Source organism: Streptomyces prasinopilosus, from assembly GCF_001419695.1.
In the GTDB taxonomy this organism is placed as follows: Bacteria; Actinomycetota; Actinomycetes; order Streptomycetales; family Streptomycetaceae; genus Streptomyces; species Streptomyces prasinopilosus.
The window spans coordinates 229-7,940 of sequence record NZ_LIRG01000036.1; the positions used below are offsets into that span (position 1 = coordinate 229).

A 7,712-nucleotide genomic window follows, 5' to 3' on the forward strand; every position below is an offset into this window, starting at 1 on the left:
GCCCTGGCCGCCGAGCCGGACCCCGTCTACGGGGTGAGCACCGGCTTCGGCGCCCTGGCGACCCGGTACATCGGCCCCGGGCTGCGGGCCCGGCTGCAGCGCAACATCGTCCGCTCGCACGCCGCGGGCATGGGGCCGCGCGTCGAGCGCGAGGTCGTCCGCGCCCTGATGTTCCTGCGGCTGAAGACCCTCTGCTCCGGGCACACCGGCGTGCGCCCGGAGGTCGCGCGGACGATCGCCGACGTGCTGAATGCCGGCATCACCCCCGTGGTGCACGAGTACGGTTCCCTCGGCTGCTCCGGGGACCTCGCCCCACTGTCCCACTGCGCGCTCGCCCTGATGGGCGAAGGGGAGGCCGAAGGGCCCGACGGGACCCCGCGGCCCGCCGGCGACCTGCTCGCCGAGCACGGGATCCGGCCCGTCGAACTGCGCGAGAAGGAAGGACTCGCCCTCCTCAACGGCACCGACGGCATGCTCGGCATGCTGATCATGGCCCTCGCCGACCTCGACACCCTCTACCGGTCCGCCGACGTCACGGCCGCGATGAGCCTGGAGGCGCTGCTCGGCACCGACAGGGTGCTCGCCCCCGAACTGCACGCCATCCGCCCCCATCCGGGCCAGGCCGCCAGCGCCGCCAACATGCTGGCCGTGCTGGCCGGTTCGGGGATGACGGGGCATCACCAGGACGACGCCCCGCGGGTCCAGGACGCCTACTCGGTGCGCTGCGCCCCGCAGGTGGCGGGCGCCGGACGGGACACGATCGCGCACGCCCGGCTGGTCGCCGAGCGCGAACTCGCCGCGGCCATCGACAATCCGGTGGTGCTGCCCGGCGGCGCGGGTGCGGGGGCGTCCGGCTCCGGGGGCGGCCGGGTGGAGTCCAACGGCAACTTCCACGGCGCCCCGGTGGCCTACGTACTGGACTTCCTCGCCATCGCCGCCGCCGATCTCGGCTCCATCGCCGAGCGCCGTACCGACCGGCTGCTGGACAAGAACCGCAGCCACGGGCTGCCGCCGTTCCTCGCCGACGACCCCGGTGTCGACTCCGGCCTGATGATCGCCCAGTACACGCAGGCCGCGCTGGTGAGCGAGCTGAAGCGGCTGGCCGTACCGGCGTCGGCGGACTCGATCCCGTCCTCCGCGATGCAGGAGGACCACGTCTCGATGGGCTGGTCGGCCGCGCGCAAGCTGCGCACCTCGGTCGACAACCTCACCCGGGTCATCGCCGTCGAACTGTACGCCGCCGCGCGTGCGGTGGAACTGCGCGAGGGGCTCACCCCGGCGCCCGCGACCCGGGCCGCCGTCGAGGCCGCGCGCCGGGCCGGTGTGGGCGGGCCCGGCCCGGACCGTCACCTCGCGCCCGACCTCGCCGCGGCGGAGGCGTTCGTGCGGGACGGCCGGCTGCTGGCGGCGGTGGAGAAGATCACAGGCCCGCTGCGGTGACGGGCCGGGACCGCCCGGGGAGCACGGTCAATTTCATCTCAACGGAAGGTCAAGCGAGTTAAAAGTCGAGGCGTTCCCGGCGTACCGAGTAGACGACGAAGCCCGCGCCGAGGGTGAGGCAGGCGGTGCCGCCGACGACGTAGGGCGTGCTGTTGAAGCTGCCGGTGTCGGCGAGCCGGACCTCGCCGGCGGTGCCGTCGTACGAGGCGGTGGAGGCGTTGGCCGAGGTGCTGGAGATGACCCGCGCCTGCTCTGTGACCTGCGGAGACGGGCTTGCCGGGGTGATCCCTTCAGCCGGGGTGTCCGAGGTCGCGTTGGCGGACGGGACGAACCACAGGGCGCACAGGAGGGTGCCTGCGGCGGTGGCGGTCAGCAACGGGCGGAGAGCGGATGACACGGAATATCGATCCCCTTGTGGCGCTGGCGAATTGGCCGTGTGGGCTGATGTTAGTGAAAATCGCGGGTCACGGGAAAGTCACGGAAGCCGGAGCCGTACGCTCCGGGCATGAGCACTCCAGAGACATCGCGATTTGTACGGCTTCGGGTGGACCTCGTTCTCGAGGTCGACGACGTGGCCGCGGTGACCGGCGCCGCGCTGGCCAGGATCGCGGACGACGACGACCTGTCCGCGGAGGAGCGGACGCCCGCCCAGGGCGCGGTGGCCGCCGACGCGGCCGAGGCGCTCGCGTACCTCGTCGACCCGTTCGGTCTGGTCGGCGACGTGCCGGGCGTGGAACTCCAGCAGGCGTCGTGGAGCAGTGAGCGGATCGACTACGACCCGGACGCGCCCGAGTGGGACCTCGACGAGGAGGGCGAGGAGTTCTACGGGGACGGGTTCGACGGTGTGCCGGGCGATGAAGCTGATGCCGTTTCGGATGAAGGCGGCAAATAGGGCGATACGGTCATTGCGCGCTCATCGCGCAATGATGGTGAAGCCCGGAACATGGGGCGATGGCCTCAAATGGTTTGCCAATGGGGCGGGTTGGGCCGGACGGATGTGACTGGCCGCCAGGGTTTGGGGAAACCGTGACCCCGGGCGGCAACCGTCGCCCGGCCCTCGACGTCTCAGGTGACGCACGGGCCGAACGCCCCCTGCCCGGCCGCGACGGACGTGGTGAGCCCCACATTCGCGGCCCGTGTGGAACGGGACCCACCGGTCGTAGCGTTGAAGTGTTCGACGGGGACTCTCGGCTTCGGGCGCGGGGGCCCGAGGGGTTCGGGGAAGCGGCGACGATGGAGAAGCGTGTGATGACGGACGGTAAGCGGCGCAGGGGTCTGATGGCTGCGTCCGCTCTGCTCGGCGGAGTGATGGTGCTCTCGGCGTGTTCCGGCGGTGGCGAGGACACCGGCTCCGACGGGGGCGGCGGCAAGGGCGCGTCGCAGGCCCAGGTCGACGAGGCGGCGGCCAAGAAGACCTCCGAGGCCCAGATCAAGATCACGCCGAAGAGCGGCTCGAACAACGCCTCCATCAACAACTCCGCCGCGGTCACCGTGTCCAAGGGCACGCTCACCGAGGTCGAGATGACGACCGCCGACGGCACCGAGGTCGAAGGCGAGATCGCCGCGGACAAGAAGAGCTGGAAGCCCAGCGTCCAGCTGGAGCGCGCCACCACCTACAAGCTGAAGGCCACCGCCGAGGACTCCGCGGGGCGCGCCGCCCACGAGAACGCGTCGTTCACCACGGTCTCCCCGGACAACAGCTTCATAGGCAACTTCACCCCGGACGACGGTTCCACCGTCGGCGTCGGCATGCCGGTGTCGATCAACTTCGACAAGGCGATCGCCAACAAGGCCGAGGTCCAGAAGGGCATCACCGTCTCCACCAGCAGCGGCCAGGAGGTCGCCTGCCACTGGTTCAACGCCAACCGGATGGACTGCCGCCCCGAGGACTACTGGCAGGAGAACTCCACCGTCACCCTGAAGCTGGCGCTCGACGGCGTCGAGGGCGCCGAGGGCGTCTACGGGGTCCAGCAGAAGACGGTCAACTTCAAGATCGGCCGCAACCAGGTCTCGATCGTCGACGCCGAGACCAAGCAGATGAAGGTCACGCAGGACGGCAAGACGGTCCGGACGATCCCGATCTCCGCCGGGTCCCCCGAGAACAAGACGTGGGAGGGCCAGATGGTCATCTCCGAGAAGTTCAAGGAGACCCGGATGGACGGCGCGACCGTCGGCTTCACCGACGACGACGGCAAGGGCGAGTACGACATCAAGGACGTGCCGCACGCCATGCGCCTGAGCAACTCCGGCACCTTCCTGCACGGCAACTACTGGGGCGCCAAGTCCATCTTCGGCAGCGCCAACACCAGCCACGGCTGCATCGGTCTGGCCGACACCCAGGGTGCCGACGACCCGAACACGCCGGGCGCCTGGTTCTACGACAACTCCATCGTGGGCGACGTGGTCGTCGTGAAGAACACCGGCGACAAGACCATCGCCCCGGACAACGGCCTCAACGGCTGGAACATGGACTGGGCCCAGTGGAAGGCCGGCTCGGCGGTCTGACACCGGCCGCCCGGCACCGCCGTCCGCACCACCCGCCCGATGCCGCCGTCCGCCCTCCCCGGGCGGGCGGCGGCATCGGCGCGTTCCCGCGGGCCCGGCCCTCTCCCGTGCGGTTCTCGTCCCGCGCCCAACCCCTCATCAGGGGACGTTCCTGACGTTCCCTCACGTTCTTCGCCCGCCTGAGGCGCGAACCCCGCCGCCGCGGGAAAGCGGCCCTCGTCGTCGCCCCCGGCCGGGGTGGGACCCGGTGGCCGGGGGCGCCCCGTCGTCCGTGCCGGTCAGCCGCCGGCGAGGAGGGACTCCAGCGCGGCCGCCGCACCCGGATGACGGGCGGTCAGGACCGCGCCCGCCGGGACCGGCGGCGGACCGGCCGGTGCCCAGCCCTCCGTGCAGCCGAGCAGGTCCGCCACCGCGTCGCAGGCCGCCGGGTGCGTGGTCAGCAGCGCCGCGCCCGCCGGAGCCGCCGGAGAACCGGCCGGTGCCCAGCCCTCCGTACAGCCCAGCAGCTCCGCCAGCGCGTCGAACGCGGCGGGATGCGCCGGGGCCAGCGCGGCGCCCCGGCGGGCACCGGCCGCCTGCTCCGCCGCCCGGGCCGCACGGCGTGCCGGGACCGGAGCCGGTGCGCGCCAGGGCGGCACCCACGCGTCCAGCGCCGCGAGCCGGGCCGGGAAGATCCGTCCGGCCTCGCGGACCAGCAGCGGGGCGAGGTCCGCCGCGCCGGCCCGCAGCGTGCCGATCAGCGTGGGGAGCCAGGGCAGCAGCACCGCGTCGGGCAGCCTCCCGAACGCGTTCGACACCGCTTCCACGACCACGTCCGCCAGGCCCGGCACCGGCTCCAGCGCGTGCACGAAGCCGCTCAGGTAGCGCGGGTACGCGGGCACCACCAGCGGGTTGGCCAGCAGCTCGTCGCACCGCGCCCGCAACCGCTCGCGGGAGAGCGTGCCGAGCTGCACCCGGGCCGCCCACAGCAGGGCCGTCTTCGACGGGTCCTCGGGATGGGACTGCGCGACCGCCAGCTCCAGCTGCGCCCTGTCGCAGCCCAGCGACAGGGCCAGGCTCTCCATGCTGAACAGGAAGCCCAGCATCGCCGCGACCTGACCCGTCGTCGCGTCCTCGTCCGTGAACGCGGTCGGCAGCAGGGTGCAGTAGTGCGCGTAGCCGGCCTTGACGAAGGACTCGATCCACGGCGGCAGCACCGGTTCGCTCGTCCGGTAGTGGGCGAGCAGCCGGCGCACCCGGCGCAGCACCTCCGGGGCGCCGTCGACACTGCGCTCGGACGTCAGGACCGCCAGCGCGCGCGTCCCCAGTTCGTCGGCCAGGCGCCGGCCGCCGCCCAGGTACAGCGCCGCGTCCTCGACGGCCTCCAGGACCGTCGCCGCCGTCGCCTGCGGCGCGTAGGCGGCGCGGCGCAGCCGCTGCTCCAGGACCTGCTCGATGCTGACGCCCTCGTAGCCGAGCTCGATGAGCGCCCGCTGGTGGGTGCCGAGCGCCAGGTCCCACGACTCCTGGATCGACCGCTCGCCCAGCGTGCGCTCGCCCATGACGGTCCGGACCGCGCCCTGCGGCAGCAGCCGGCGCAGCATCCACAGCACGTCGGAGCAGTCCCGCAGCTCCGGCCGGGACGCCAGGTCCAGCAGGGCCCGCCGCACGCCCCGCTGCTGGAGTTTCAGACCCAGCGGCTCCAGCCGGTCGTGCACGTCGCGCGCCAGGGGCGGCAGCGAGTCGTAGCCGACCCGGCCGACCCGGTCGCCGCCCATCATGATCTCGACGAGCCGCCGCACGTCCCGCCGCCCCGGCACCGCGTCCTTCTCGATGCAGGTGACCGCCGCGTCCTGGAAGTCGTACGGCGTGGGCTTGGCCCGGTCCCGCATCCCGGCGAGCAGGATCGACGTCTCGAAGACGGCGATCGCGTCGGCGGTGGAGGCGAGATAGCCGGCGCGCCGGGCCGCGCTCACGATGTCCACGCACCAGCCGAGCAGTTCGGCCTCGTCCAGCGGGTCCAGGGCCGGGGTCCGGCCCAGGAAGCCGGACAGCCTGTCCGCCGGGGCGGTCCGCGCCGCCCCCGCCGCCGGCGCGGCGGCCTGCCCGGCCCGGGACCTCCTCGTGCCGTCCTGGCCCGCCAGCCGGTACGGCCGCACCCGGGTGCGCCTGAGGCTCTTCGCCCACTCGGCCGCCGCGATGGACACCGAGCCGGCGGCCAGACCGAACTGCGCCTCGATCGCCGCGTGGCTGGACGGGATGAGCCCGTGCTGCCAGGTGGTGGCGGAGCGCGGCGAGATCGCGTACGTGCCGGAGCCGGCCACGCCGAACTCCGCCACCCTGCTGGCCGCGTGGAACGCGCCGCAGACGTACAGGCAGTCCTCGGGATCGGTGCCGGTGGCGGCCAGGTGCTCCCGCATCCGGGTCCACATGTACCGCTCGCGGTCCTCGTCGACCCGCACCCGCGACGGGTCACCGGGGGCGAGCCGCCGGAACAGGCTGCCGATGAGGAACATGACCTGGCGGTAGGTGTCGTGGTCGCCGTCGCCGAGCGGCAGCTCGACGTACTGGTGCCACCACTCCGACCAGTGCCGCACCCTGCCGTGCCGCAGCAGGTGCTCCTCCAGCTCGGCGAAGCGCGGACGCAGGTCGCCGATCTCCACGCCGACGGCCTCGCCGTGCAGCGCGCCCTCCGTCGCGTCCCCGTCCGCGGCGGTCCCGTCCCCGTCCGGCCTCTCCCCGTCCGCCCCCGGGGCGCTCCGGTCCCGGCCGTCCCACTGGAAGACGTGGTCGGAGGAACGGTCGACGAGGACCAGCTCGACGCCCGGCGTGTCCAGCGCGTACGCGATCGCCTGGTACTCGGCGGACGCCTCGGTGATCGGCGCGACCACCGACAGCGGCGCCCACTCGGGCGGGAAGCCGTCCACCTCGCTCGCGAACGCCTGGACGGCCACCGGGAGACGGCAGTTGCGCAGCTCGGTGAGGAGCGGCGCCATGTCCTCGCACAGCTCCAGGTACACCACCTTGGGCTGCTTCTCGCGCAGCCGGCGGGCCATCGCGAGGGCGGAGGCGGGCGAGTGGTGGCAGACGGGGAAGATCTCCAGCGGTTCGCGCACCGCGCGGTCCACGTCGTCGACCATGCCGAGGAGGATGTCCTCCAGGGCGTCCGGCCCGCCGGCGAACGCGGCCGCGGCCTCGTGGAGCTGACCGCGGAGCCCCGCGAACGTGCTCTCCCGCGCCGCGGACGTGCCCTCCCGCACGACGGGCGCGCTCTCGGGTGCGGCGCTCATGACAGCGTCGCGATCGCGTCCCGGCCGCCCTCCAGGAACTCGGGCCACGAACCGCCCTGTTCCCTGCTGCGCGGCTCGACGACGCCGTGCAGGTACTTGTTGAGGATGGCCAGGTCCTCCGGCTCACGGCGGGCGAGGGAGCCGACGAGCGAGGAGGCGAGGGAACGCGCGGTCAGGGTGCGCTCGCCGAAGAAGTTGCTGTGCAGGACCGCGTCCTCCAGCACGCCGATCTGCTCGGCCGTCGACAGCGCGGACTCCAGCTTCTCGTCGTCGCTGCCGGCCGCGGCGGCGGAGGCGCGCAGGTCGGCGAAGCTCTGGAGCAGCACGTCGAGCAGGGTCGGCGGCACCTCCAGCTCTATGGAGTGGCGGCGCAGCAGCTCCTCGGTGCGGAAGCGGACGATCTCGGCCTCGCTCTTCTTGTTCGTCATGACCGGGATGCGGACGAAGTTGAAGCGGCGCTTCAGCGCGGACGAGAGGTCGTTGACCCCGCGGTCGCGG

Annotated in this window: 5 protein-coding genes and 1 pseudogene; 3 read left to right on the forward strand and 3 right to left on the reverse strand. The window is 73.0% G+C overall.

Going from position 1 to position 7,712, the window contains the following annotated elements:
- Nucleotides 1-1,440 (forward strand): histidine ammonia-lyase (gene hutH, locus AOK18_RS02360; protein ID WP_055693169.1); only part of this gene is annotated, 1,440 nt, incomplete at its 5' end.
- A gap of 58 nt (nt 1,441-1,498) precedes the next feature.
- Here hutH and AOK18_RS02365 read toward each other — a convergent pair.
- Entirely contained in the window at nt 1,499-1,837 is a 339-nt protein-coding gene (locus AOK18_RS02365) for an LPXTG cell wall anchor domain-containing protein (protein WP_175400350.1), read from the reverse strand.
- A 108-nt stretch (nt 1,838-1,945) separates the two neighbouring features.
- On the opposite strand from AOK18_RS02365, the gene AOK18_RS02370 reads away from it, so the two are divergent.
- Nucleotides 1,946-2,332: a hypothetical protein gene (locus AOK18_RS02370; protein ID WP_079104811.1), complete on the forward strand. Its 387-nt coding sequence runs from the start codon at nt 1,946-1,948 to the stop codon at nt 2,330-2,332.
- Nucleotides 2,333-2,688: 356 nt separating this feature from the next.
- The gene (locus AOK18_RS02375; RefSeq protein WP_055573904.1) at nt 2,689-3,945 is read left to right on the forward strand and encodes a L,D-transpeptidase; all 1,257 of its coding nucleotides are present in this window, start codon (nt 2,689-2,691) and stop codon (nt 3,943-3,945) included.
- 278 nt (nt 3,946-4,223) lie between these two features.
- Here AOK18_RS02375 and AOK18_RS02380 read toward each other — a convergent pair whose 3' ends face one another.
- A complete protein-coding gene (locus AOK18_RS02380; protein ID WP_055693168.1) occupies nt 4,224-7,214 on the reverse strand; it encodes a DUF5682 family protein in 2,991 nt (996 codons plus the stop codon).
- Nucleotides 7,211-7,712, reverse strand: a pseudogene (locus AOK18_RS02385) (ATPase); the annotation flags it as partial. The gene AOK18_RS02380 and the pseudogene AOK18_RS02385, both read right to left, overlap by 4 nt.